This is a genomic window from Agrobacterium sp. 22-223-1 (assembly GCF_053522385.1).
Map to the genome: position 1 here is coordinate 2411799 of NZ_JBNWCN010000001.1, position 21899 is coordinate 2433697.

Annotated in this window: 22 protein-coding genes; 10 read left to right on the forward strand and 12 right to left on the reverse strand. The window is 60.6% G+C overall.

The genetic code is table 11. The features are described 5' to 3' along the window. Positions 1-184: 184 nt before the first annotated feature. The 4 genes from ACQZ60_RS11940 (at position 185) to ACQZ60_RS11955 (ending at position 6113) form a co-directional block, all read left to right on the forward strand. Positions 185-955 carry an SDR family oxidoreductase gene (locus tag ACQZ60_RS11940; RefSeq protein ID WP_448735289.1) on the forward strand — a complete coding sequence of 257 codons (771 nt, stop codon included), beginning with the start codon at positions 185-187 and terminating at the stop codon, positions 953-955. 31 nt (positions 956-986) lie between these two features. Beyond that, positions 987-4382 (forward strand): hybrid sensor histidine kinase/response regulator, encoded by a 3396-nt coding sequence (locus tag ACQZ60_RS11945; RefSeq protein ID WP_448735290.1) that lies wholly within the window; start codon positions 987-989, stop codon positions 4380-4382. After that, entirely contained in the window at positions 4379-5308 is a 930-nt protein-coding gene (locus ACQZ60_RS11950; protein ID WP_035260385.1) for a response regulator, read from the forward strand. The genes ACQZ60_RS11945 and ACQZ60_RS11950 overlap by 4 nt, the downstream gene beginning before the upstream one ends. A gap of 280 nt (positions 5309-5588) precedes the next feature. Then, positions 5589-6113 carry an AAA family ATPase gene (locus ACQZ60_RS11955; RefSeq protein ID WP_448735291.1) on the forward strand — a complete coding sequence of 175 codons (525 nt, stop codon included), beginning with the start codon at positions 5589-5591 and terminating at the stop codon, positions 6111-6113. A gap of 24 nt (positions 6114-6137) precedes the next feature. Here the strand turns inward: ACQZ60_RS11955 and ACQZ60_RS11960 are convergent, their stop codons facing one another. The 7 genes from ACQZ60_RS11960 to ACQZ60_RS11990 form a co-directional block, all read right to left on the reverse strand. Further along, positions 6138-6854: a polysaccharide deacetylase family protein gene (locus tag ACQZ60_RS11960; protein ID WP_448735292.1), complete on the reverse strand. Its 717-nt coding sequence runs from the start codon at positions 6852-6854 to the stop codon at positions 6138-6140. 124 nt (positions 6855-6978) lie between these two features. Beyond that, positions 6979-8097 carry a branched-chain amino acid ABC transporter substrate-binding protein gene (locus ACQZ60_RS11965; protein WP_003522916.1) on the reverse strand — a complete coding sequence of 373 codons (1119 nt, stop codon included), beginning with the start codon at positions 8095-8097 and terminating at the stop codon, positions 6979-6981. A 119-nt stretch (positions 8098-8216) separates the two neighbouring features. Next, positions 8217-8570 carry a DUF6867 family protein gene (locus tag ACQZ60_RS11970; protein ID WP_003522917.1) on the reverse strand — a complete coding sequence of 118 codons (354 nt, stop codon included), beginning with the start codon at positions 8568-8570 and terminating at the stop codon, positions 8217-8219. Positions 8571-8752: 182 nt separating this feature from the next. Beyond that, the gene (locus ACQZ60_RS11975) at positions 8753-9481 is read right to left on the reverse strand and encodes an ABC transporter ATP-binding protein (protein WP_003522918.1); all 729 of its coding nucleotides are present in this window, start codon (positions 9479-9481) and stop codon (positions 8753-8755) included. After that, positions 9481-10359 carry an ABC transporter ATP-binding protein gene (locus tag ACQZ60_RS11980; RefSeq protein WP_003522919.1) on the reverse strand — a complete coding sequence of 293 codons (879 nt, stop codon included), beginning with the start codon at positions 10357-10359 and terminating at the stop codon, positions 9481-9483. Before ACQZ60_RS11980 ends, ACQZ60_RS11975 begins: the two co-directional genes overlap by 1 nt. Further along, positions 10359-11711: a high-affinity branched-chain amino acid ABC transporter permease LivM gene (gene livM / locus ACQZ60_RS11985; RefSeq protein ID WP_371259707.1), complete on the reverse strand. Its 1353-nt coding sequence runs from the start codon at positions 11709-11711 to the stop codon at positions 10359-10361. The genes ACQZ60_RS11980 and livM overlap by 1 nt, the downstream gene beginning before the upstream one ends. A gap of 49 nt (positions 11712-11760) precedes the next feature. Further along, the gene (locus ACQZ60_RS11990; protein ID WP_059754529.1) at positions 11761-12663 is read right to left on the reverse strand and encodes a branched-chain amino acid ABC transporter permease; all 903 of its coding nucleotides are present in this window, start codon (positions 12661-12663) and stop codon (positions 11761-11763) included. A gap of 334 nt (positions 12664-12997) precedes the next feature. On the opposite strand from ACQZ60_RS11990, the gene cysQ reads away from it, so the two are divergent. The 4 genes from cysQ to ACQZ60_RS12010 all read left to right on the forward strand — a co-directional run bounded on the left by cysQ (position 12998) and on the right by ACQZ60_RS12010 (position 16136). Further along, on the forward strand, positions 12998-13786 hold the full coding sequence (gene cysQ / locus ACQZ60_RS11995; RefSeq protein WP_065656759.1) for a 3'(2'),5'-bisphosphate nucleotidase CysQ: 789 nt from the start codon (positions 12998-13000) through the stop codon (positions 13784-13786). A gap of 335 nt (positions 13787-14121) precedes the next feature. Further along, entirely contained in the window at positions 14122-15162 is a 1041-nt protein-coding gene (locus tag ACQZ60_RS12000) for a DUF2793 domain-containing protein (RefSeq protein ID WP_448735293.1), read from the forward strand. A 191-nt stretch (positions 15163-15353) separates the two neighbouring features. Next, positions 15354-15629, forward strand: coding sequence for a CtrA inhibitor SciP (gene sciP, locus ACQZ60_RS12005; protein WP_003491799.1), 276 nt, complete (start codon positions 15354-15356; stop codon positions 15627-15629). 225 nt (positions 15630-15854) lie between these two features. Then, entirely contained in the window at positions 15855-16136 is a 282-nt protein-coding gene (locus ACQZ60_RS12010) for a GNAT family N-acetyltransferase (RefSeq protein ID WP_003522924.1), read from the forward strand. A gap of 217 nt (positions 16137-16353) precedes the next feature. Here the strand turns inward: ACQZ60_RS12010 and ACQZ60_RS12015 are convergent, their stop codons facing one another. Together ACQZ60_RS12015 and ACQZ60_RS12020 are read right to left on the reverse strand one after the other, a co-directional pair. Beyond that, positions 16354-16557 carry a DUF1059 domain-containing protein gene (locus tag ACQZ60_RS12015; protein WP_003522925.1) on the reverse strand — a complete coding sequence of 68 codons (204 nt, stop codon included), beginning with the start codon at positions 16555-16557 and terminating at the stop codon, positions 16354-16356. A gap of 287 nt (positions 16558-16844) precedes the next feature. Further along, a complete protein-coding gene (locus ACQZ60_RS12020; RefSeq protein WP_003491821.1) occupies positions 16845-17195 on the reverse strand; it encodes a flagellar export protein FliJ in 351 nt (116 codons plus the stop codon). A gap of 480 nt (positions 17196-17675) precedes the next feature. On the opposite strand from ACQZ60_RS12020, the gene ctrA reads away from it, so the two are divergent. Both ctrA and ACQZ60_RS12030 read left to right on the forward strand, forming a co-directional pair. After that, the gene (gene ctrA, locus ACQZ60_RS12025; RefSeq protein ID WP_003522926.1) at positions 17676-18380 is read left to right on the forward strand and encodes a response regulator transcription factor CtrA; all 705 of its coding nucleotides are present in this window, start codon (positions 17676-17678) and stop codon (positions 18378-18380) included. Positions 18381-18670: 290 nt separating this feature from the next. Further along, the gene (locus tag ACQZ60_RS12030) at positions 18671-19186 is read left to right on the forward strand and encodes a GNAT family N-acetyltransferase (protein ID WP_448735294.1); all 516 of its coding nucleotides are present in this window, start codon (positions 18671-18673) and stop codon (positions 19184-19186) included. 50 nt (positions 19187-19236) lie between these two features. Here ACQZ60_RS12030 and ACQZ60_RS12035 read toward each other — a convergent pair whose 3' ends face one another. From ACQZ60_RS12035 to chpT, 3 genes are all read right to left on the reverse strand, one after another. Next, positions 19237-20283, reverse strand: coding sequence for an alpha/beta hydrolase family protein (locus ACQZ60_RS12035; protein WP_448735295.1), 1047 nt, complete (start codon positions 20281-20283; stop codon positions 19237-19239). Between the two features lie 254 nt (positions 20284-20537). Further along, positions 20538-21065 (reverse strand): GNAT family N-acetyltransferase, encoded by a 528-nt coding sequence (locus tag ACQZ60_RS12040; protein ID WP_425646903.1) that lies wholly within the window; start codon positions 21063-21065, stop codon positions 20538-20540. An 83-nt stretch (positions 21066-21148) separates the two neighbouring features. Then, positions 21149-21796 (reverse strand): histidine phosphotransferase ChpT, encoded by a 648-nt coding sequence (chpT, locus tag ACQZ60_RS12045; protein WP_003522930.1) that lies wholly within the window; start codon positions 21794-21796, stop codon positions 21149-21151. Between the last annotated feature and the right edge of the window lie 103 nt (positions 21797-21899).

Consider the following 21899-nt stretch of genomic DNA (forward strand, 5'->3'; position numbering starts at 1 on the left):
ACGCCATTTTTCTGTCCACCGAACGGCCGGGCCGGTCAGGCGACCTTTCGCCGAGTGCCGCACACGGCATAGTCTTCCCATACGCAAGCTCAAACAAGCGGCGTGGCTTTGACCAACAGCCTCGGATTTTCCGAAAACCGCACCGTCGTTTTCGGTTCGACGCTCTAAAGCAAGAAGGTGAGCGATGGGCATTCTCCAGAAATTCTCTCTCGAAAACCGCACGGCCATCATCACCGGCAGCGGCCGCGGCCTCGGTTTTGAAATTGTCAGCGCCTTTGCCGAAGCGGGCGCGCATGTGTGGCTGACCGGCCGCAATGCCGAAACGCTGGAACAGGCGGTCGACACGTTGCGCAAGGCTGGCGGCAAGGCCGATTACGCCGCCTTCGATATTGCCGATACCGCAGCCGGCAGCGCCCTCGTCCGCCGTATCATGGACGAGTTCGGCCATCTCGATATCCTCGTCAACAATGTCGGCGCGCGCGACCGCCGCCCGCTTGCCGAATTCAGCGACGAGGACGTGCTGGAATTGATCCGGACCGATCTTACCTCCTCCATCTCGCTATCGCGCGATGCGGCGGAGGCCATGAACACCAATGGTTACGGCCGCATCATCACCATCACCTCCATTCTCGGCCATATCGTCCGGCCGGGGGATGCGATCTATCCCGTCGCCAAACAGGGGCTGACCGGGCTGATGCGCGCCATTGCCGTGGAATATGGCGCGCGCGGCGTCACCAGCAACGCCATCGCACCCGGCATGTTCGCCACCGAAACCAATGCCGCCCTTGCCGAAAATCCTGAGATGGTGGCCTTCGCCAAGCTGCGGGTGCCGCTGGAGCGCTGGGGCCGGCCGGATGAAATCGCCGGTGCTGCCCTGTTTCTGGCGAGCGACGCGGCCTCCTTCGTCAACGGCCATGTGCTGACGGTGGATGGCGGCATGTCGGTGCGGCTGTGAGAGGCCCGTTGCGGAAAGGCGCTAGATAGGCATGGCCGCACGGCAACGCATCATCCCCGTCAGGCGCGAATATAACCGCTGGGTCGCCAACCAGACGCTGGAAGATTATGCGCTGCGCTTCACCGCCAAGAGCGCCCGGCAATTTTCCTCCAACCGCATTTCCCACACCGCCATCGGCGCTATTTCTTTTCTGGCGCTGGAAGCCATCGGCGGCGCCATCACGCTCTCCTACGGCACCACCAACGCCTTTTACGCCATCCTCGTCGCCGCCATCGCCATGCTCGCCGTCGGCCTACCGATCAGCCGTTATGCCATCCGCCACGGCGTCGATATCGATCTTCTGACGCGCGGCGCAAGCTTCGGTTATATCGGCTCCACCATCACCTCGCTGATCTATGCCGCCTTCACCTTCATGCTCTTCGCCATCGAGGCGTCGATCATGTCCGGCGCGCTGGAACTGGCGCTCGGCATTCCCCTGTGGATCGGCTATATCATCTCCGCCGTCATGGTCATTCCGCTCGTCACCCATGGCGTGCGGCTCATCAGCCGTTTCCAGATCGTCACCCAGCCCTTCTGGATCGTGCTGAACATTTTGCCCTTCGTCTTCATCGCTTTGATGGACTGGGAGAAATACGATCTTTGGCGTGCCTTTGCCGGTATTCACCACGCCTCCGGCCCGCCGGGAACGGTCGCGGATTTCAATCTGGTGGAATTCGGTGCGGCCTCCGCCGTCATTCTGGCGCTGATGTCGCAGATCGGCGAACAGGTGGACTTCCTGCGCTTCCTGCCGGCCGAGGGGCAAAGCCGCCTGCGCCACCGCATTGCGGTTTTCCTGGCGGGCTCGGGCTGGGTCGTCGTCGGCGTGCCGAAGCTGCTCGCCGGCTCCTTCCTCGTGGTGCTCACCTTCAGTTCCGGCGTCTCGGTGGATCGCGCCGCCGATCCGGCGCAGATGTATCTCACCGCCTTCGGTTACATGATCCCCAACGAGACGGCCGCCATGCTTTTGATGGTCGCCTTCGTGGTCGTCTCGCAGCTGAAGATCAACGTCATGAATGCCTATGCGGGTTCGCTCGCCTGGTCGAACTTCTTCTCGCGCCTCACCCACAGCCACCCCGGCCGCGTCGTCTGGCTGGTCTTCAACGTGGCGATCGCGCTGCTTCTGATGGAGCTCGGCATTTACCGGCTGCTGGAAGAAACGCTCGGCATCTTCTCCATCATCGCCATGGCCTGGCTCTGCACCATTTCCGCCGATCTCTTCATCAACAAGCCGCTCGGCCTTGCCCCGCCCGGCATCGAATTCAAGCGCGCCCATCTTTACGACATCAACCCCGTCGGCGTCGGCTCCATGGCGCTTTCGGCCACCATCGCGCTGATGGCGCATTTCGGCGCCTTCGGCCCGCTCGCCGCATCGCTCGCGCCCTATCTGACGCTGATCGTCGCCTTCATCGCCTCGCCGCTGATTGCCTGGGGCACGAAGGGCAAATTTTATCTCGCCCGCAAACCGCGCCAGAAGTGGCGTGAGGAGAGCAGCATCACCTGCTCCATCTGCGAACACCCTTTCGAGCCGGAAGACATGGCCTGGTGCCCGGCCTATGCCGCGCCGATCTGTTCGCTCTGCTGCTCGCTGGACAGCCGCTGCCATGACATGTGCAAGCCGAAAGCCAAGCTGAACTATCAGGTCGCCACCGTCGCGAAATCCTTCCTGCCGGATCAGCTGGTGGCCAAACTCGCCACCCGGCTCGGACGCTACGGCATGGCGGCGGCGATTGCCGTCACCGCCATCGGCGGCATATTGGCGATGATCGCCCATCAGGTCGGCACCGCCTCGCCGGAAACGGCCGATGTGGTGAACCGCACCATCCTCATCGTGTTTTTTGTCTTCGCCGTCATTGCCGGCATCGTCTGCTGGTTCCTCGTGCTTGCCCATGACAGCCGGGTTGTGGCGGAAGAGGAATCCTCGCGCCAGAACACATTGCTGCTCAAGGAAATCGCCGCCCACAAGAAGACCGACGCCGCCCTTCAGGACGCCAAGGAAACGGCCGAGGCCGCCAACCGCGCCAAGAGCCGTTATGTCGTCGGCCTCAGCCATGAATTGCGCACGCCGCTCAACGCCGTTCTGGGTTATGCCCAGATTCTCGAGCGCGACGACACCATCCCCCCGCCACGGCAATCGGCAATCAAGGTCATCCGCCGCTCGGCCGATCACCTGTCCGGCCTGATCGATGGGCTTCTCGATATTTCCAAGATCGAGGCCGGGCGGCTTCAGGTCTATTCCAACGAGATCAATATTCAGGATTTCCTCGACCAGATCGTCGACATGTTTCGCCCGCAGGCGCAGGCCAAGGGGCTGGAGTTCCGCCATGACCGGTCGCGGGCCCTGCCGCAATATGTCCGCACCGATGAAAAGCGGCTGCGCCAGATCCTCGTCAACCTCATCTCCAACGCCATCAAATTCACCGATGAGGGCGCCGTTACCTTCGATGTCGGTTATCGCAGCCAGGTGGCAAGCTTCACCGTTTCCGATACCGGCCGCGGCATTGCCGAAAAAGACCTCGCCCGCATCTACGAACCCTTCCAGCGCGGCGAGGCAGACAGCGTGCGCCCCATGCCGGGCCTCGGCCTCGGCCTGACCATCACAAGGCTCCTCACCAATACGCTCGGCGGCGAAATTTCCGTTTCCAGCGCAAAGGATGAAGGTTCCACCTTCCGCGTGCGCCTCATGCTCTCTGCCGTGCACCGGCCAAGCACGGCGCCGGCGGCGGAAAAGACCATCCGCTCCTATTCCGGCCCGCGCCGCACCATCGTCGTGGTCGATGACAACGAGGATCATCGCGAGCTGATGCGGCAGGTGCTGGTGCCGCTCGATTTCGTGGTGCTGACCGCGCAAAGCGGGCCGGAATGCCTGACGCTCATCGAAGGCGTGAAGCCGGACCTTTTCCTCATCGATATTTCCATGCCCGGCATGACCGGCTGGCAGCTTGTGACCAAACTGCGTGAAGCCGGCCAGACTGCACCGCTCATCATGCTCTCGGCCAACATCGGCGACGGGACAGTGGCGGGTGCTGGAGAAGACAATCACAATGACGCCATCGCCAAGCCCGTCGATATCCGCCAGCTTTGCGACAGGCTTGCCGTGCATCTCGGCCTGAAATGGATCTACGAGGCGGATATGCCGCCCCCGCCATCGCCGCCGCCCGTAGCGCAGATCGTGCATCCCGGCGCAATTCACATTCAGGATTTGCAGCGGCTCGGCGAAATAGGCTACATACGCGGCATCGAGGCGAAACTCGCCGATCTTGCCCGCAACACGGAAAACCTGCCCTTCACGCAGGAGCTCGGCACCTATGTGCAGGCCTTCGATCTGGCCGGTTACGCGCATTTTCTCAAACGGTTTGCAGATAGCGACATGGGAGACGGCAAGGCATGAGCGGTCAGGCGGCGGCAGCCCCGAGAGACATCGTATTGCTGGTGGATGACAGCCCGGAAGCACTGGGATTCCTCACCGATGCGCTGGAACAATCAGGCTTTTCCGCCCTCATCGCCACCTCCGGTCAGGCCGCGCTCAACATTGCCGAACGCATCACGCCCGATATCATCCTGCTCGACGCCGTCATGCCGGCCATGGACGGTTTCGAAACCTGCCGCCGCCTGAAGGCCAATGCGGCGGTGGCGCAGGTGCCCGTCATCTTCATGACCGGGCTGACCGAGACCGAACATGTGGTGCGGGCGCTCGAATCCGGCGGCGTCGATTATCTGACCAAGCCGATCAATATAGACGAGCTGCGCGCCCGTATCCGCGTGCACCTTTCCAATGCCCGTTCGGCGCAAAGCGCCCGCGTCGCGCTCGACGCCGCCGGCCGCCACCTGCTCGCCGTCCGCGCCAATGGTGCCATCCACTGGTCGACACCGCAGGCGACGCGGCTCGTCAACGCCGCCACCGGCCGCGATGACGGCATGGAAATCGTCACCAGCCATATTGGCCGCTGGCTCGCAGAACGGGCGGCGGCGGAAACCGGCCGCGACGTGCCGCTGACGATCACCGAGGCCGGGCGACCCGCCCTGCAACTGTCCTTCCTCGGCGCCATGGGGCCGGATGAATTCCTCTTCCGCCTCACCGCCGCCAATGAGAAATCCGGCGACCACCTGCTGCGCGAGCATTTTTCCCTCACCGCCCGGGAATCGGAAGTGTTGCTGTGGATCGCCAGGGGCAAGTCCAACCGCGATATTGGCGATATTCTCGGCCTTTCCGCGAGAACGGTGAACAAGCATCTGGAGCAAATCTATGTGAAGCTCGGGGTGGAAAACCGCGCATCGGCGGCCGTGAAGGCGGCGCATATATTGCATCAGGGGTGACGACAGCGCTGAGTGTGGTAAGGTTCGGCCAACATATATTTTCTCCTTGAGCGCAGCGTCCGCTCATTGGTGGAGCGGCGGCCCCTTGTTTCTTCTCCCCGAGGGGGAGAAGTCCGCGGCAGCGGGATGAGGGGGCAAGCTCTCCGAAATCCGGCAACGTTGCCCCCTCATCCGACCCTCCGGGCCACCTTCTCCCCCTCGGGGAGAAGAAACAAGTGGCAACCCCCACCCAAAAATCACCGTTCGAACCACCTGAACCCTATCACAGGATAGAAATCCAATGGACCGTTTCATCATCCTTTCCGGCTGCTCCGGCGGCGGAAAATCCACGCTTCTCGCCGAGCTTGCCCAACGCGGTTTCGCCACCGTGGAAGAGCCCGGCCGCCGCATCGTCATCGAAGAAACCCGCAATGGCGGCACGGCCCTGCCGTGGATCGACATCGAAGCCTTCGCCCGCCGCGCCATCGCCATGGCGCTCGAAGACCGGCAAAAAGCCCCTCCGGAAGGCCCGGTCTTCTTCGATCGCGGCCTGATCGACGCCGCCTCAGCGCTTCGCCATGTAAGCGGCGATGCCTTCATCGAGACGCTGCGGGTTGCACACCGCTATAATCGTCTGGTCTTCCTCACCCCGCCATGGCTGGAAATCTACAGGGGCGACAGCGAGCGCAAGCATGGCTTCGATGCGGCGGTCGAGGAATATGAGCGTTTGCTCCGCGACTATGACGAGCTTGGCTACGATATTTCCGTGCTTCCGAAATCCGGCATAGGGGAACGTGCGGACTTTATTCTGACGCGGATCGACTGAAGCGTCCTGGCAAGAGAATGGGCTTCAGCGGTTTTCGAGCAATTGCGAGACGGTGACAAACTCAAACCCGCGTTGACGCAGACCGTCGATGATCAAGGGCAAAGCCTGCCTGGATATCTCGCGGCTTCGATACATGACATGCATGATGATGATGGAGCCGTTTCCGGTCCGCTCGATGACGTGTCTGGCGAAGGCGGCAGCATCCTCGGCGACATCGGGAAAGGATTCCGGCTCGACATCCCACATGATGGTTTTCCGGTCATGCCGGGAAAGATACCAAGGCAAGGTGAGCAGCTTCTTGCCATAGGGCGGGCGGAACATGATCTCGCCTTCATAACCCGCAGCCCGAATGGCCGCATCGGTGCGCTCGATCTCGTCCCCGATCCGCGCCGGCCCCATCAGCATCATGTTGGAATGCGTGTAACTATGGTTGCCGATCTGATGCCCGTCGCTGACGATCATGCGCGCCTGCGGCAGATTTTCTTCGGTCTCCTGACCCGTCAAAAAGAAAGTCGCTTTTACCCCGCGCTCCCTCAGAAGAGTCAAAACATCAGGCGTGAAACGCACCGACGGCCCGTCGTCGAAAGTCAGCGCCACCATCGGCCTCGCTGTTTCGACCCTTGCGATGATGCCGCCGAATAATTGCGTCGTCCGGGATTTGCTGAAGAAATGCAGGCCAACGAGCGCCGTCGCCAGCACGGCGAAAACAAGGAAGAGCGACACGGCTCGCTTTGTCGTCATTGCCATCCCTCATTGCAGTTCCCGAGAGGATTAGTTTCCTGCCTTGTTGTCCCTAGTATGGCCGAGACCGCAAACAAAAAGCCCGGCATCGCTGCCGGGCTTCGATAGGGTGTCGCAGAAGGGCTTAGCTGCCCTGCTGGATGTAGGTGAACTTGCCGTCCGGACCCTTCTTCCATTCGTACATGACGTAGCCGGGAAGCTTCGGGTCGCCCTTCTCGTCGAAGGAGATCTCGCCGAGCGCGGTCGGGAAGGTGCCGGACTTCAGGGCCTCGGCAACCTTTTCCGGCTCCACGGAGCCGGCGGCCTTCGCCGCACCGGCAATCGCCTGCATCGCGGCATAGGAGTAGAGCGTGTAGGCTTCCGGGTTGAAGCCGGCGGCCTTGAACTTCTCTACCAGTTCCTTGTTTTCCGGGCGCAGCGTCGGATCGGGGCCGAAGGTGTTGAGCGTGCCTTCGACGGCGTCGCCGGCGATGGAAGCAAGTTCGTTCGAGACGATACCGTCGCCCGAAACGAGCTTGGCCTTCAGGCCCTGGTCAGCCGCCTGACGGATGATGAGGCCGGCTTCGGTGTGCAGGCCGCCCCAGTAGATGATGGAAACGCCGGCTTCCTTCATCTTGGAGATCAGCGCGGAGAAGTCCTTGTCGCCGACGTTGACGCCTTCATACATGACTTCCGTCACGCCAGCCGCATTGGCAGCCTTCTTGGTTTCATCGGCAAGGCCCTGACCGTAAGGCGTCTTGTCGTGAATGATGGCGACCTTGGCGTCCTTGAAATGATCGGCCAGGTACTTGCCGGCAATGCCGCCCTGCTGGTCGTCACGGCCGCAGGTACGGAACGTGTTCCACAGGCCGCGCTCGGTGAAGACCGGGTTGGTTGCGGCGGGTGTGATTTCGAGAATGCCGTTTTCGGCGTAAACTTCAGAAGCCGGAATGGAAACGCCGGAGTTGAAGTGACCGACAACGAATTTCACGCCGTCAGCGACGAACTTGTTGGCAACCGAAATACCCTGCTTGGGGTCGGATACGTCGTCGCCCAGCACGATCTTGATCTGCTCGCCATTGATGCCGCCGGCGGCATTGATGTCTTTCGCGGCCTGTTCGGCACCCTTCTGGATCTGAGCGCCGAAAGCAGCGTTCGGGCCGGTCAGCGGTGCGCCGACAGCGATCACGACATCGGCCCAGGCCGAACCGCCAAACGCGACCATGGCGGTCAGCGCAACAGCGGAAAGAAGAGACTTCTTCATTACTTTACTCCCAGTTCCTTTGGATGGGTTGATTGCAAGGACCTGTTCAGTACCCACCTTCACTGAACAGGAAACTGTTCCACTCTGACGAGCATTGTGCAGCCGGAAAAATCCGCCTGTCAATCTTTCTTCTTGTAGGAAAATGCCGATGTCCGGTCGTAAAGCCAATAGTAGTTATTGACCATCTGGCTTGTCCGGCGCGTGCGGAAACCGACGCTGGAAAAAACCAGAAGAAGAACGACGTCAAACACGTAATAGAAGCCGTTGATGAACGGCCCGTTGAACAGCGCGTGATGCAGAAACCGCATCACCACACCCAGAGCGAGCGTATAGATCACCACCCGCGTATAACCGCCCCAGCCATCGGCCACGGACTTGCCCGTGCGCCATGCCGTCCAGAAACCCAGAAGAACAACCAGCGCGCGCAGAACATACCGCACGCCGTTATCCGTTTCGAAAAAAAGGCCCTGCATCTCTTTCCCCATCAGTGCCGGGCTGAAACGCCCTGACCCTGCCTTGTCTGTCGTCCCGTCGTTTTCCCGCCGGGCATTTTATTGTTTGCACCCCGCCATGGATCCTTAAGGTTTGGCCGAAAGGACGACAGGTCGCCGTTTGCAGTCTTGCGCCGCAAAATTTCCGGCGCAAGTAAAATCTTTCAGTGCCGTCCGCCTTCGAGATAGGCGGCGCGCACCTGCGGATCGGCGAGCAGTTCCCTGCCCGAACCGCTCATCGTTACCTTGCCGTTGACCATCACATAGGCGCGGTCGGAAAGCTTGAGCGCGGCAAAGGCGTTCTGCTCCACGAGGAAGACGGTCAGCCCCTCTTCCTGGTTGAGTTTCTTGATCGCCTCGAAAATGCCCTTGACGATCAAGGGTGCGAGACCGAGCGACGGCTCGTCCAGCAGCAGGAGCTTCGGCCGCGCCATCAGCGCGCGACCGATGGAGAGCATCTGCTGCTCGCCGCCGGAAAGCGTGCCGCCGCGCTGGCTCTGGCGCTCCTTCAGGCGCGGGAACATCACGAAGATCTTCTCGACGTCTTCCTTGAAATATTTCAGGTTGTCGAGATTGGCGCCCATCTGCAGGTTTTCCAGCACCGTCATGCGCGGGAAAATCCGGCGGCCTTCGGGCGACTGGGCAATGCGCTTGCGCGCGATCAGATGGGTCGGCAGATGGGTAATATCCTCGCCGTCGAAGATCACCTGGCCGGCGCGCGCCTGCGGGCTGCCGCAGATGGTCATCATCAGCGTCGACTTGCCGGCGCCGTTGGCGCCGATCAGACTGACGATCTCACCCTTTTTGACCTCGACATCGACACCGGCCAGAGCACGGATATTGCCGTAATAGGTTTCGACACCCTGGACTTTCAGAAGCGGTTCACCGGACATCAGGCCGCTCCTCCGTCGAGTTCTTCCGCAATCACGTCTTCCACTTCATCATCCTCGACACCCAGATAGGCGGCGATGACCTTCGGGTCGTTCTTCACATGGTCCGGCGTGCCGTCGGAAATCTTCTGGCCATATTCCAGAACCACCACATGGTCGGAAATCTGCATCACCACGGACATGTCGTGCTCGATGAGGAGCAGCGACGTGCCCTCGTCGCGAATGCCGCGCAGGAGCGCGTTGAGCGCCAGCGATTCCTTCGGGTTGAGGCCGGCGGCCGGCTCGTCGAGGCACAAAAGCTCCGGCCCCGTGCACATGGCGCGGGCGATTTCCAGACGGCGCTGCGCACCATAGGGAAGGTCGCCGGCCGGGTCGTCGGCGCGGTCGATCAGATCGGCCTTTTCCAGCCAGTATTTGGCCTTTTCGATAGAGGCATCCACCGCCCGCCGGTAAGCGGGCAGGCCGAGAAGACCGAGGATCGTGTAACCCGAAGCCTTCATCAGCGCATTGTGCTGCGCCACCAGCAGGTTTTCCAGAACCGTGAGGCCAGAAAACAGGCGGATGTTCTGGAAGGTGCGCGCCACCTTGGCCTTCTTGGTGATTTCGAAATCCGGCAGGCGCTCGAGAAGATGCGCCTCGCCGCTTTGCTGGCGCATGGTGATCATGCCCATGGTCGGCTTGTAGAAGCCGGTGATGCAGTTGAAGACCGTGGTCTTGCCCGCACCGTTGGGGCCGATCAGCGCCGTGATCTCGCCGCGCTTCGCCTCGAACGAGAAGTCGTTGATGGCCATCAGGCCGCCGAAGCGCATCGAGAGATGTTCGACCTTGAGGATCGTATCGCCAGTCGTATTGGGTGTCATTGTTGCCGTTCCGGAAGCCATCAACCGTGACCTTCCTTGGTAAAGCTGCCGGAGACGGCCTTGCGTTCCTTGAGGAAGGCCGTGGGTTCACGCGAGCCGACGAAGCCGCGCGGCTTGAACAGCATGACGATGACCATGGCAAGGCCGAAGAGCAGCATACGGTAAAGTTCAGGCGTGAAGTCGGGCCCGAAGACATGCTTCAGGAACTCCATTTCACGCAGAAGCTCGGTGCCGCCGACCATGACCAGCGCCGCAATGGCGATACCAGTCAGCGAGCCCATGCCGCCGAGAACGACGATGGCGAGGATGACGGCGGATTCGAGGAACACGAAGCTTTCCGGCGAAACGAAACCCTGACGCGCGGCGAAGAAGGAGCCGGCGAAACCGCCGAACATCGCGCCCGTCGCAAAGGCGGTGAGCTTGGTGATGACGGTATCGATACCGAGCGAACGGCAGGCGATTTCATCCTCGCGCAGCGCTTCCCAGGCACGGCCGATCGGCATGCGGCGCAGGCGGATGGTCACATAGGCCGTCAGCATGCAAAGCAGCAGGATCACGTAGAACAGGAAGATCTTGTAATAGGCCGACGACATCGACAGGCCAAAGGCCTTGGCGAAATTGTTCGACGCGCCGACATCGAAGGACCAGATGCCGAAGACCGAGGCCTTGGCGATGCCCGAAATACCGAAGGTGCCCTTGGTCACATCCGTCCAGTTCAAAAGCACGAGGCGGATGATTTCACCGAAGGCGAGCGTCACGATTGCCAGATAGTCGCCGCGAAGACGAAGCACCGGGAAACCGAGGATGATGCCCCAGAAACCCGCGAGAATGCCGGCGACCGGCAGGAGCACCCAGAAGGACAGGCCGAAATGACTGGAGAGCAGCGCATAGGAATAGGCGCCGACCGCATAAAAGGCCACGTAACCGAGATCGAGCAGGCCGGCGAGGCCGACGACGATGTTGAGGCCCCAGGCCAGCATCACATAGATCAGGATCTGGATGCCGAAATTGTCGACGAATTTCAGCGAACCCTGAAAGCCGAACAATTGCACGGCGATAACGGGATAAAGCAGCAGCAGGACCAGCGCCAGCTTCAGGAAGTGCTTGTGGAAAAAGCCCTTCTCTTCGGAAATCTCCAGCACGCCGCTCTTGGCCTTGGCCAGCTTGCGACGGTCCAGCGACGGCTTGATGAAGCCAACGACGAGGAAACGGCCGACAGCGGCAATGCCGACGAAGACCGCCAGAAGCCCCCAGCGGGTGCCCCAGATCAGCTGGTTGTTGATATCCTGATAGGTGACGATGCCGACATAAAGAATGAACATGCCGAACGAGATGAGGCCCGCAATCAGGCCCTCCTTCACAGCCGCCGCCATCAGGCTCGGGCTGGAAGCAGCGTTGTCGGAAGCGATATTGGTCATGGGATCACACCTTCTCGACTTCCGGACGACCGAGAATACCGGTCGGCTTGAAGATCAGCACGAAAGCCAGGATGCCGAATGCAGCGACATCCTTGTAGGCGATGGAGAAATAGGCCGACCACAGCGATTCGATGAGGCCGATCAGCAGGCCGCCGAGAACAGCGCCCGGAAGCGAGCCGATGCCGCCGAGAACGGCTGCTGTAAACGCTTTGACGCCGGGGACGAAACCATCGCTGAACGAGGCCACGCCATAATACATCAGATACATCGTACCGGCGACGGCGGCCAGCGCCGCACCCATGATGAAGGTGATGGAGATCGTCTTGTCGACATCGACGCCCAGCAGCGCCGCCATCTTGCGGTCCTGTTCGGTGGCGCGCTGCGCCCGGCCGAGCGGTGTCTTGTTGACGATATACCAGAAAGCGAAGAGCAGCACCGAGGTGACGACCATGATGATGAGCTGCTTCAGCGACACGGTGACGGCGCCGAAATGATAGCTTTCCGTCACCATCGACGGGATCGGCTTGTTGCGCGGACCCTGCGTCACCTGAATGAAGTTGGACAGCGCGATCGACATGCCGATGGCCGTGATCAGCGGTGCAAGACGGAAGGAGCCTCTGAGCGGGCGATAGGCGACGCGTTCGATCACCCAGTTCCACAGGCCGGTCATCAGCATGGCGACGACCATCATCAGAAGCAGAAGAAGCGCCACCGGAATGCCGGCGACAAAGGATGTCACGATCAGGAAAACGATCAGCGCGGCGAAGCCGCCGAGCATGAAAATATCGCCATGGGCGAAGTTGATCATGCCGATGATGCCGTAAACCATCGTATAGCCGATAGCGATGAGGCCGTAGATCGATCCAAGAGTCAGCCCGTTGATGAGCTGCTGGATAAAATACTCCATGTCTTTCCCCCGGGCACGACCTCGAATGGGCCACGCCTCGTTATGTTAATTATAGGAGCGCCCTTGCAGGCAGGCCCCCACCCCCAAAATGCATATCGTGTTCGTTAAAAATGTGAAGTCAAAAACGGGCGATCCTGCACAAAATTTGGAATTTCCACATGGACTGCCGCTTTCCCGGTCAAAAGAGCCATGATTTTGGCAGGAAGTGCTGAAAAAATGACGGCCGGATGCTTATTTCAGCATTGTCCGACGCCATTATTTGACGGGCAGCGGGCAAAGGAGTAGCGAAGATCAGAACGGCGATATCCCGCAGACGGGATCAATTGGCAAAGAGATGATCGACATATTGACGAAAGCGGCGCTGGACGCCGGGCAGGCCATCATGGCGGTCCACCGTGCCGGCCCGCATGTGTCGTATAAGGACGACTGCTCGCCGGTGACCGAGGCCGATCAGCGCGCCGAGGCGATCATTCTTGCGGCCCTTGCCGCCCATTTTCCCGACATCCCCGTGGTTGCCGAAGAGGCGGTATCGAGCGGCATCCTGCCGGAAACCGGCGCGGAATTCTTTCTCGTCGACCCGCTGGATGGCACCAAGGAATTCATTTCCGGCAAGGACGATTTCACCGTCAACATCGCGCTCATCCGCAATGGCGTTCCCGTGGCCGGCGTGGTTTACGCCCCCTGCCGCGGGCAGGCATGGACGGGCGAGGACAACGCCGCCGAAAAGCTCGCCATTTCCGGCGAAGGCGCCATCCTGTCGCGCCACCCCATCCGCGCGCGCCAGCGCGGCGCCTCCCCCGTGGCGCTGATCAGCCGCTCGCATTGCACGGCGAAAACGGAAGCCTTCGTGGCCGAACACGGGCTGAAGGACTGCATCTCCGTCGGCTCCTCGCTGAAATTCTGCATGCTGGCGGAGGGCGCTGCCGACATCTACCCCCGCTTCAGCCGCACCATGATGTGGGACACGGCCGCCGGCGACGCCGTGCTGCGCGCTGCAGGCGGCAGGACGCTCGATTGCGAGGGCAGGCCGCTTGCATATGCGGTAAGGGGTGACGGCGAGGATGCGCTGGCCAATCCGGATTTCATTGCCGAAGGGGCGATGGCGGTGGAACACGCGGGGTAACAGGCGCTCGGGGTTTCCTGCGGCTCTTGTGACGTGCGGCATTGATGAGTTTCCGTGTGTGCGGTTTACCCCCCTCTGCCCTGCCGGGCATCTCCCCCACAGGTGGGGAGATCGGCAAGGCGCACCGTCACCACTCCATACTCAAAGATCGAGATGACCGAGACATCGCCGCAAGTCGATCTCCCCCCTTGTGGGGGAGATGTCCGGCAGGACAGAGGGGGGTGAAGCCACACACACCAAGGCCCCCCAAAAATAATCCATCCCCACTCATCCCCACCCCAACCCACCGCCCCACAATGCCCCGCAACGAAACACCGCAGCGCGGAAGGCACATCATGACGGAACAGACGGCGAGACTTCGGCTTCCCTATATTCTCCCCTCGCAGGCACAGAAACACGTCACCCACAACGAAGCCCTGCAAAGGCTGGATGCGATCGTGCAACTGGTCATCAAGGCCATCGTCACCGCGCCGCCCGATAACGGCGCGGAAGGGGATTGTTTCCTCCTCTCCGCCGATGCCACGGGCGACTGGGCCGGCAAGGGCGGCAGGCTCGCCTTCCGGCAGGATGGCGCCTGGCTCTCTATCGCGCCGCAACCGGGCTGGACGGCGTGGTTTGCGGCCGAGAGCAAATATCGCATCCTGCGCGACGGCAACTGGCGCGACATGCCGCTGCCGGCCGCCGGCCGGCTGGAAAGGCTGGGCATCGGCACGGAGGCCGACGCCACCAACCGGCTGGCGCTCACCGCCCCCGCCAGCCTCTTCACCCACGCCGAAGAAGGTGGCAGCCACCGCATGACGATCAACAAGGCGGGCAAGGCCGATACCGCCTCGCTGCTGTTCCAGTCCGGCTGGAGCGGCCGGGCGGAAATGGGCCTTGCCGGCAATGACGGGTTTTCGATCAAGACCAGCAAGGATGGCGCCTCATGGCACACCGCACTTCTCTGCAGCGGCGATGGCCGGGTCTCGATGCCGAACCGCCCGCTCGCCGTCGCCGGCCTGCCGGCGGGCACGACGAAACCCGCCAATGGCGCGGCGGCAGGTTTTTCCGTGCTCTCCATCGCCGAGGGCGGCTTTGCGCTCGGCGATGCGGTGAGCGGCGGCGGGCGTGAACTCGTGGTTCCGGCAAAGGGCCCTTATCTGGCGGCCCTGACGCTCGCCGTGGTCTCCTCCTCCGGCCACCGGGTGACGCTTTTCATCAATGGCGCGGCGGCCAGCTTCGGCATCGCCGGCAATGCATCGACATCAGGCACATCGCAGTCGGCAACCTCCATCCTTTCCCTCGACGCCGGTGACCGCCTGCGGCTGCAGCATGAGGGAACGGCGGAATTTACCCAGGGCAGCGGGAAAACGTGCCTTTCGCTTGCGGCACTCTGACGGAAACAACCGATGAGAGAGAAAAATTGCGATTTTTGGAAAAATTTTTTCCCGGCAAAATAAGGCGACTCGAACAAATCAGGCGAAACCGTTCAAATTCTTAATAAATTGTCTAGAGCTGCTTAGGCAATTTTTAAAGGTACCGGGATAGAGTTCCCGTCATATGGTCTTGAGTTTGTATAGAGTGTCCAATGACCGAAATGATACGCCCACGAGTTAAATATGTCATCGGCCCCGATGGCAGCCCTCTGACGATCGCGGATCTTCCGCCTGCCAACACCCGTCGCTGGGTCATTCGCAGAAAGGCGGAGGTGGTTGCAGCGGTACGCGGTGGACTGTTGAGCCTCGAGGAAGCCTGCGAGCGTTATACGCTCACCGTCGAAGAATTCCTGTCCTGGCAGTCCTCGATTGCCGATCATGGCCTTGCCGGCCTGCGCACCACGCGCATTCAGCAATATCGCCACTAAAACAGTGCGCCGGCGCGAAAACGCGCCCAGACCGAGTTTCCAGAACGCCCCGCCGGATTATCGACGGGGTTTTCGGTTCGATTTCGGATTTCCTCCTGAGAACTGCCCAACAAAGCCGGCGATTGTCGCCGGTTTGTGTCCGCTGCGTTCGCTATCCCGCTGTTTCAATTCAGGCTGAAGCCGGTACAGTGGCGACAACGAACAGCAATGCGGAAGGCGCTCATCATGGACATCAAGACAACCGAAACCGGATCGCACGGCGAATATTCGGCGACCATCGACGGCCACAAGGCCGAGATGACCTATTCGCGCACCTCCCCTTCCCTCATCATCATCGACCATACCGGCGTGCCCGATGCGCTGCGCGGCAAAGGCGTCGGCCAGGCACTTGCCGCCCATGCGATCGATGAAGCCCGCAAGGGCGGCTGGAAAATCATTCCGCTCTGCCCGTTCTTCAAGGCCCAGACATTGCGCCATGCCGAATGGGCGGATGTTATTCAGGGGTAAATGGGCAGACATAACGAGCGTTATGTCAGTTATCTACGTATCGACGGATGTTTTGGCCAAAACGGAGCATCCACACGCCGTCACCCCGGCCTTGAGCCGGGGTCCAGCAAGCTCAAGTCATTGAGCTGAAAAGACTCTTCTCGTCGCGCAGACGCGCGCCGACTGGATGCCGGATCAAGTCCGGCATGACGGCGGAGATATTCGGGTGTGCCAGCAATCACGCCACCTTCAACGGCGGCGTCCCGGCATGCATGCTCCGGCGGACTTCTTCACGGAATTCAAGCGTATCCTTCGCGCCGTGCACGGCCACGGCGTGTTGCACGGCCGCTTCCATAAGTTCCTCCGGAGAATCGGCGGAGATGGCGACGGTGCATCTGCTGTCACTGGGGAATTCGCGGCAATCGATATATTGGCGGGCCATTTTTTCCTCCCTGCAAGTGCCGCCCGCACCCGCACGGGGTGCGTGCGCGTAAAAGCCTCCGGCTCACGGTCGGAACCTCCGTAAAATACGCCTTTCCCCACGCCCGGACAATCGAAATCAGGCCTGACCTTCCCGGCGGGAAACACCGGCGACGCGGCAAAACAAAAGGCCGCCCTTAAGGAGCGGCCTTTCGAAAAAATGCATGGCGTCCCGTCATTGAAAGCCGCCTCCTGATCCACCGGCAGCCGTCAATGAGGACGATCTTCGTAAATTCCTGCGCCTATAGGTCAGGCGCGGGCGCGGATGGCTCCGTCGCGGTTTTCGAGGGCAGCGGCCTTTTCATATTCGGCCTGCACCTCTTCCAGCGAAGCTTCGGCGGCTTCCTGCTGGGCCTTCAGCTCACGGATCGAGACCTGAAGATTATCCGCCCGCTGGCGCGCGGCTTTGGCGAAGGTCGGATAGGCGAAATGCGTCGGATCGGTAATGCCCGACTTGCTTTCTTCCAGAGATATCTGATGCACCAGTTCCTTTGCCATCCGCTCGAACTCGGACATCATCTGCTGCAGCTGGTTAAGCTGCCGGCGTTTTTCATTGACCTGAAATTCCTTCAGGCGAACCAGGCTGTCACGCGACTTCATACGCAATACTCCATGGATAGCGAGACCCGGATCAAAAAGGCACTATGCCACCCTGATCGGCCCGTTTAACCCGCCCGTTTTTCCGTAAGGGTTGACCCCTGTCCCGGAATGATTCCCAAAAGTTACCCGACGTTAATAAAAAACCGCCGTCGTTAACCTTTCGTTTACGGGCATCGTTAATGATAACGACGATCATTTAAGGGTCGGTAAATGCCAGGTCCAAAAAAATGGACCCGACGATGTAAGAGTCGATTGAATCACTTAACGGGATTTCCTCACGTTAAGCTTCAATTTTGGCGATGGTGGATTCACGTGCAAAAACAGCGAAATGCCTACTTTGCTTAATAAATTCGATACACCTTGCCAAAGGCAATTAGAATTTGTTAACCATTTGGTGGCAGCCTGCAAATCAGGCAACGTCTGGATCCGCATCGCGCGAGGCAATGATTTACCGGTTCGCGGGCGGCAAAGGGGATAATTATGCGGGTTCTACTTATTGAAGACGACAGCGCGACAGCGCAGAGCATTGAACTGATGCTCAAGTCGGAGAGCTTTAACGTCTACACGACCGACCTCGGTGAGGAAGGCGTGGACCTCGGCAAGCTCTATGATTACGACATTATTCTTCTCGACCTCAACCTGCCCGACATGTCGGGTTACGAGGTTCTGAGAACGCTTCGCCTCTCCAAGGTCAAGACGCCGATCCTCATCCTGTCCGGCATGGCCGGCATCGAGGACAAGGTTCGCGGTCTCGGCTTCGGCGCTGACGATTACATGACGAAGCCGTTCCACAAGGACGAGCTTGTTGCCCGCATTCACGCCATCGTCCGCCGTTCCAAGGGCCATGCACAGTCGGTCATCGCCACCGGCGAGCTGATCGTCAATCTCGATGCCAAGACGGTTGAAGTGGGCGGCCAGCGCGTTCACCTGACCGGCAAGGAATATCAGATGCTCGAGCTGCTTTCGCTGCGCAAGGGCACGACGCTGACCAAGGAAATGTTCCTCAACCACCTCTATGGCGGCATGGACGAGCCGGAACTGAAGATCATCGACGTCTTCATCTGCAAGCTGCGCAAGAAGCTGGCAAACGCCGCCGGCGGCGCAAACTACATCGAAACCGTCTGGGGCCGCGGCTATGTTCTGCGCGAGCCGGATGGCGCGACGGAATTCCTCGAAACCGCCTGATCCATTCCGGAACAGGACAGTTTTTAAAAGACCCGCTGGAAACGGCGGGTTTTTTGTTGCGATTTCAAGGTCGCAGGTAACGGTGTCATTGGCATATCACGACACACGATCATATTCCGGCGCATGGATACTCCCTCATTCCTGTGCTTGTCAGAGGACTCCAGCCGATGCGCGTCTGCGCAGCGAGAGACTCTTTTCAGCCCAAGGACTTGGGCTGGCTAGATTCCTGTGACAGGCACAGGAATGAGGGAAGAAGAGCTAGGCTACGCGCCGCAAAAGGATAACGGCACATGAACCACCCTACCCCTACCCTCAAGACCGAACGCCTGACGCTGCGCCCGCTGATGATCACAGACTTTCCCGCCTATCGAGACTTCATGGCGTCGCCACGCTCCATCGGTGTCGGCGGGCCTTACGACCTGCCCTCGACATGGGGCGTGTTCTGCCACGATCAGGCCAACTGGTACTTTTTCGGCCATGGCGCGCTGATGATCGAGCTTGGCGAAACGGGGCAATGTGTCGGCCAGGTCGGCATCAATCACGGTCCGCTGTTTCCGGAAAAGGAACTGGGCTGGCTGCTTTACGAAGGCCATGAAGGGCGCGGCTATGCGGCGGAAGCCGCCTCGGCGCTGCGCGACTGGGCCTTCAAGACCCTGAACCTGCCAACGCTCGTCAGCTACGTCTCGCCGCAGAACCGCAAATCCGCGGCCGTCGCCGAACGAATCGGCGGCAGGCTCGACCCGGCGGCACCCCGTTCCGATCCCGAAGACCTCGTTTATCGGCACCATCCGGTAAGTGCCGTTTGAAAAGGGACGCCTCAGGACCATCCGGCCACGAGGCGTCCGGAAAACCCGCCCTAGCGCATTTCCGCTTTCAGAAAGCCGAGGATCGCCTGCGCGATCTGCGCATGGATGGCCGCGCGGTCCCTGCCGCCGCCATCCCGGCAGACGAAACCTTCGCCCGGTGAAAGCTCCTCCACGATCTTTTCGCCGTTCGGCCTGCAAATCTGCATGAAGCTGAAATGGCTGGCATCCGGTATTTCCCGATAAACGGTCGTCGCCTTTGGCAGATGCCGGGCAATATAGTCGGAATCGGCCTTGATGGCGGCGATCTCTGGTGTTTCCACACCCGCGGCCAGAACCAGAACCGGGACGCCGACGGCTTGCAGCGTCTCCGGCAGGAAACCGGCGGCCGGCCCGAGATCCAGCGCGATGGCGGCGCGGATGCGGGTATCCTTCAAATCCATCGAAAGACGCGGATCGGCCCTGCCGTCACCGACAACCCCGACTTTGGCGAGCAGCCGCGGAGCCTTGCATTGCGGCGGGCGCTTCTCCCCGCGGCAATCCTTGAGGGCAAGATCGGCGCTGTATCGCGCGCCAACCAGCTCCATTGCGGTCCAGCCGCCAAGGGAATGGCCGATTACGGCGATGCGCGTCGCGTCGATCCCGCCGGCGAATCGGTCATCGCCGAGCAATGCGGTCAGCGTTCTGCTGATGTCGCGCGGCCGTTCCCACAATGGAACGATCTCGGTCGCATTTTCTTCGGTGAACGATTCGCCGCCGTGATCCGGGGCGGCCACGACATAACCTTCCCGAACAAGCTCACCGGCAATCCAGTTCAGATTGCGCCAGCTTCCGCCGAAACCGTGCGACAGCAATATGAGAGGACGTGAACCGGCAAGAAGGGAAGCGCCCGGTTGAACCTCAAGGCCGTAAAAGGCGGCATTTTCGCCGACGATCTCGCTTTTGCCCGACGGCGCGGCCGGGTACCACAATGAAACGGCTAGCGGTCTCGAACCGGCCTCATCCGGCAATTCGATCTGTTTAAAACCGATGCCGCTTTCCGCCATTGCGGACTGGACAGTGGAAAAAATGACGATGACCGCCAGAAGAAGATAGCGCATGGGATGCTCCGGAGTTGATATGGACCAACTCCTGGTTCAATCCGCCGCCCGCCGAGACCTCGAACAGGTTTCAGGTCGTCCTGAAACGCGATTGGAGACAGCAACACCGGGCGCTGGAGAAACCCGCGTCGAACTCTTACTGGAAATGCTCTAGAGCACGTCCGATTTAAACGGAATCGGTGGACGTGCTCTACCTCTTTGTTTTCACGCATTTTCCGGACGTAAAACCGCTTCGCACTTTTACTGGAAATGCTCTAGATATCCGCGATCCGCTCGAAAAGCCGAACGGGGCTGTCGCGGAACGCCGTATCGCGAAATGGCCGGAAGCCGAATCGGGCGGCTATGGCCAGCGACGGGCTGTTGAGCGGATTGATCATGCAGACGGTCCGTTGCGAAATCCCGCGATCATCGAACCATCGCAGCGCCGCCTCCACCGCCTCGGTCGCGACACCCTTTCCCGCCAGCGCCCCGTCGATTTTCCACATCGCCTCGGGCACGCCGTCGAAATCCTCACCGTTGCCACGGCGCATATGGGCAAAACCCACCTCGCCCACGATGCGCCCCGTGGCAAGCTCTTCCACCACAAAGGGGCCGAAGCCGAAAGCGGACCAATGGCCCAGAAAACGCAAAAGCCGGGCGAAGGCGAGTTCCGGGTCCAGCGGCGCAATCGATACGACCCCTTCGATCTGCGGAACATCCGCGCCCCAGAAGGCGCGATAAAGCGCTTCATCCGCGATGGCATGCGGCCGCAGGACAAGGCGAGCGGTTGTCAGACGTGTCATGAACATGCTCCCCAAACGAAAAAGGCCGGCGCGTCGGCAGACGCGGTCCGGCCCTTCACAAATTCAGATCGGCGATTGAACGGTCACTCGGCAACCGTCTTGGCGGTAAACACGATGCGGTCGTCATGCACCTTGTATTCCACCGCCATATTGGCCTCCTCGGCCAGAAGCAGCGTGTAATAGGGCTGAACGGAATGGGCGTCGACCGCCTCTTCCAGCCTGCCCTCGTAAATTTCCACGAACTTGGCCGGCACGCGCATCATCCGGCCCTTGACGGTGATTTCGAACCTGGCGTCGCCGTCGGGGCTTTCCAGCAGCACATCCACATTGCCGCCGCGCGGAATGGCGCCATAAGCCACGAGGAAGAGATTGAGCAGAAGTTTGACACGATTCTTCGCAACGATGGCGCGCGGGCCGTTCCAGCTCACCTCCGCCTTCTTTTCGGCGGCGGCGAAATCCTGGGCGGCTTTTTCGGCCTCGCCGGTGTCGATGGACGCGCCGGCGGAGCCGGAAGCGCCGAAAGCAAGGCGGGCGAACTTCAGCCGCACGGATGCGTTAAGGGCTGACGTGCGGATGAGATCGAGCGCATCGTCATCCGTGCCGCCCTCGTCCAGGAGTTCGAGGCCGTTATTGATGGCGCCGACAGGAGAAATCACATCATGGCACACACGGCTGCACAGAAGAGCCGCCAGATCGGGACCGGACAGCGTGATATTGAGTTTGCTGGTCATAAAATTCTCTCCTGCGCAAGGGAGGCGCGGACGGTGTGGAAATTGTTAAGCCATAATGACACCATATTTGGTAAACCGATTGTTAATAGGATGGTTTCAAAAT

Coding starts and splice junctions, on each gene's coding strand:
- ACQZ60_RS11955 (WP_448735291.1), top strand. CDS start 5,589: ATGGACCGTTTCATCATCCTTTCCGGCTGCTCCGGCGGCGGAAAATCC.
- ACQZ60_RS12010 (WP_003522924.1), top strand. CDS start 15,855: ATGGACATCAAGACAACCGAAACCGGATCGCACGGCGAATATTCGGCG.
- ACQZ60_RS11960 (WP_448735292.1), bottom strand. CDS start 6,854: ATGACGACAAAGCGAGCCGTGTCGCTCTTCCTTGTTTTCGCCGTGCTG.
- livM (WP_371259707.1), bottom strand. CDS start 11,711: ATGGCGGCGGCTGTGAAGGAGGGCCTGATTGCGGGCCTCATCTCGTTC.
- ACQZ60_RS11990 (WP_059754529.1), bottom strand. CDS start 12,663: ATGGAGTATTTTATCCAGCAGCTCATCAACGGGCTGACTCTTGGATCG.
- ACQZ60_RS12030 (WP_448735294.1), top strand. CDS start 18,671: ATGAACCACCCTACCCCTACCCTCAAGACCGAACGCCTGACGCTGCGC.
- ACQZ60_RS12035 (WP_448735295.1), bottom strand. CDS start 20,283: ATGCGCTATCTTCTTCTGGCGGTCATCGTCATTTTTTCCACTGTCCAG.
- sciP (WP_003491799.1), top strand. CDS start 15,354: ATGACCGAAATGATACGCCCACGAGTTAAATATGTCATCGGCCCCGAT.
- ACQZ60_RS11945 (WP_448735290.1), top strand. CDS start 987: ATGGCCGCACGGCAACGCATCATCCCCGTCAGGCGCGAATATAACCGC.
- ACQZ60_RS12015 (WP_003522925.1), bottom strand. CDS start 16,557: ATGGCCCGCCAATATATCGATTGCCGCGAATTCCCCAGTGACAGCAGA.
- ACQZ60_RS11940 (WP_448735289.1), top strand. CDS start 185: ATGGGCATTCTCCAGAAATTCTCTCTCGAAAACCGCACGGCCATCATC.
- ACQZ60_RS11965 (WP_003522916.1), bottom strand. CDS start 8,097: ATGAAGAAGTCTCTTCTTTCCGCTGTTGCGCTGACCGCCATGGTCGCG.
- ACQZ60_RS12040 (WP_425646903.1), bottom strand. CDS start 21,065: ATGACACGTCTGACAACCGCTCGCCTTGTCCTGCGGCCGCATGCCATC.
- ACQZ60_RS11980 (WP_003522919.1), bottom strand. CDS start 10,359: ATGGCTTCCGGAACGGCAACAATGACACCCAATACGACTGGCGATACG.
- ACQZ60_RS11950 (WP_035260385.1), top strand. CDS start 4,379: ATGAGCGGTCAGGCGGCGGCAGCCCCGAGAGACATCGTATTGCTGGTG.
- chpT (WP_003522930.1), bottom strand. CDS start 21,796: ATGACCAGCAAACTCAATATCACGCTGTCCGGTCCCGATCTGGCGGCT.
- ACQZ60_RS12020 (WP_003491821.1), bottom strand. CDS start 17,195: ATGAAGTCGCGTGACAGCCTGGTTCGCCTGAAGGAATTTCAGGTCAAT.
- cysQ (WP_065656759.1), top strand. CDS start 12,998: ATGATCGACATATTGACGAAAGCGGCGCTGGACGCCGGGCAGGCCATC.
- ctrA (WP_003522926.1), top strand. CDS start 17,676: ATGCGGGTTCTACTTATTGAAGACGACAGCGCGACAGCGCAGAGCATT.
- ACQZ60_RS11975 (WP_003522918.1), bottom strand. CDS start 9,481: ATGTCCGGTGAACCGCTTCTGAAAGTCCAGGGTGTCGAAACCTATTAC.
- ACQZ60_RS12000 (WP_448735293.1), top strand. CDS start 14,122: ATGACGGAACAGACGGCGAGACTTCGGCTTCCCTATATTCTCCCCTCG.
- ACQZ60_RS11970 (WP_003522917.1), bottom strand. CDS start 8,570: ATGCAGGGCCTTTTTTTCGAAACGGATAACGGCGTGCGGTATGTTCTG.